This is a genomic window from Streptomyces phaeochromogenes, assembly GCF_001418655.1.
Taxonomy (GTDB): Bacteria; Actinomycetota; Actinomycetes; order Streptomycetales; family Streptomycetaceae; genus Streptomyces; species Streptomyces phaeochromogenes.
Genome location: NZ_LIQZ01000651.1, coordinates 1 through 1,613, shown reverse-complemented (window position 1 = coordinate 1,613; position 1,613 = coordinate 1). Strand labels below are relative to the sequence as shown.

The window sequence follows — 1,613 nt, the reverse complement described above, 5'->3', positions numbered from 1 at the left end:
GTTGGAGAGGGGGGTGGGGGTGGCGTTGTGGTTGGGGCTGCCGGTTCTCGATCGGTTGGTTCGTGGTTGTGCCCGCGTTCGCGTTCGCGTTCTTGCTCGTGGACGGGGGAGGGTTCGATCGCCATGGGCATGAGCTTGTGGCCGTCGGAATATCGGTGGGGAGCCGGAACTTATGCTGGTGGTCGCAACACCAGCCACCCGGAGGGGGATTCGTACGTGGTTGACGACGTGCTCAAGACCCGTCGGCTGAGTGAGCTGCGTGAGTTCCTGATGAGCCGCAGGGCACGGGTGTCCCCGGCCGAGGCCGGGCTGCCGGACGGCGGTGCCCGTCGGCGTACGCCCGGGCTGCGCCGCGAGGAGGTCGCCGTACTCGCGGGTGTCGGCGCGTCCTGGTACCAGTGGCTGGAGCAGGGGCGGGACATCTCCGTCTCGCCGCAGGTCCTCGACTCGGTGGCCCGTGTGCTGCGGCTGAGCAACGCCGAGCGGCGCCATCTGTATCTGCTCGCCGGGCTCAATCCGCCCGCGCCCGAGGTCGCACCCGGGGACCGGGACATGTGCGAGGGGCTGCGGCGGCTGATCGACACATGGATGCCGTATCCGGCGCACATCATGGACGCCTACTACAACTGCGTCATGTACAACGACGCCGCCGGGGCGGTCCTCGGTATGCGTCCCAAGGACGTGCAGAACTGCCTCCTCGACTTCTTCACCGACCCGCTCTACCGGGGCCGGTCGCTGACCTGGGCGGACAACGCCCGGACGGTCGTCGCCCAGTTCCGTGCCTCCTGTGCCGCCGCGCCCGACGACGAGGGGTTCCAGGACGTACTGGCCCAGGCGAAGGCGGCGAGTGCAGAGTTCACGGAGCTGTGGGAGCGGCGGGACATCGAGGCTCCTGGGCAGACCCGCAAGGAGCTCGACCATCCGCTGGTCGGGGTGCTGATCCTGGAGGCGACCGCCATGAAGGTGCCGGCACGGCCCGACCTCACGATCGTGCTGCACACGCCGCTGCCTGAAGCGAACACCTCGGCGAAGCTGGAGTGGCTGGCCTCTGCGGAGGGGCGGCGCGGGGCGATGTATCCGGTTGCCGGGTAGCCCGCGTGCTGGGTGGCTGGGTAGCCGGGTTGCCAGTAACGGGGTGCCCGGGGCGGCGGGGATGAGTGTGCAGGCTTTGCAGGTGTGTCGGGCGTACGGCTGGGCGGTGTCGCGTACCGCCGCGCGGGGATCGGGTGGGGCTTCGTATGCTCTGGGCATGACCGACAGCACCGCGCTCGATCCCGAGGACCGCAAGATCGTCACCCTGGCCCGTTCCGTACGGGCCCGTAATGGTGTGCCCGAGGGGGCGGCCGTGCGGGACGAAACCGGCCGTACGTATGTTGCGGGGACCGTTGACCTGCCGTCTCTGCGGCTCAGTGCGCTGCAGACCGCGGTGGCCATGGCTGTGGCCTCCGGGGCGAAGGCGTTGGAGGCGGGGGCTGTGGTGACCGAGGCGGGGTCCTTGGCGGACGGCGATCTGGCGGTTGTGCGGGATCTTGGTGGGCCGGGGACGGTTGTGCTGGTCGCCGGGCTCGATGGGGAGGTTCGGGTGCGGGTGGCTGCGGGCTGAGGTCCGGGGG

At 70.0% G+C, this 1,613-nt stretch carries 2 protein-coding genes; both read left to right on the top strand.

What is annotated here, in order from left to right; translation table 11 throughout:
• Nucleotides 1-270 precede the first annotated feature (270 nt).
• Complete coding sequence (locus AOK17_RS47210; protein ID WP_055618783.1) at nucleotides 271-1,092, top strand: helix-turn-helix transcriptional regulator; 822 nt, start codon at nucleotides 271-273, stop codon at nucleotides 1,090-1,092.
• Between the two features lie 157 nt (nucleotides 1,093-1,249).
• Nucleotides 1,250-1,603, top strand: coding sequence for a cytidine/deoxycytidylate deaminase family protein (locus AOK17_RS47205; protein ID WP_055618782.1), 354 nt, complete (start codon nucleotides 1,250-1,252; stop codon nucleotides 1,601-1,603).
• Nucleotides 1,604-1,613: the final 10 nt, after the last annotated feature.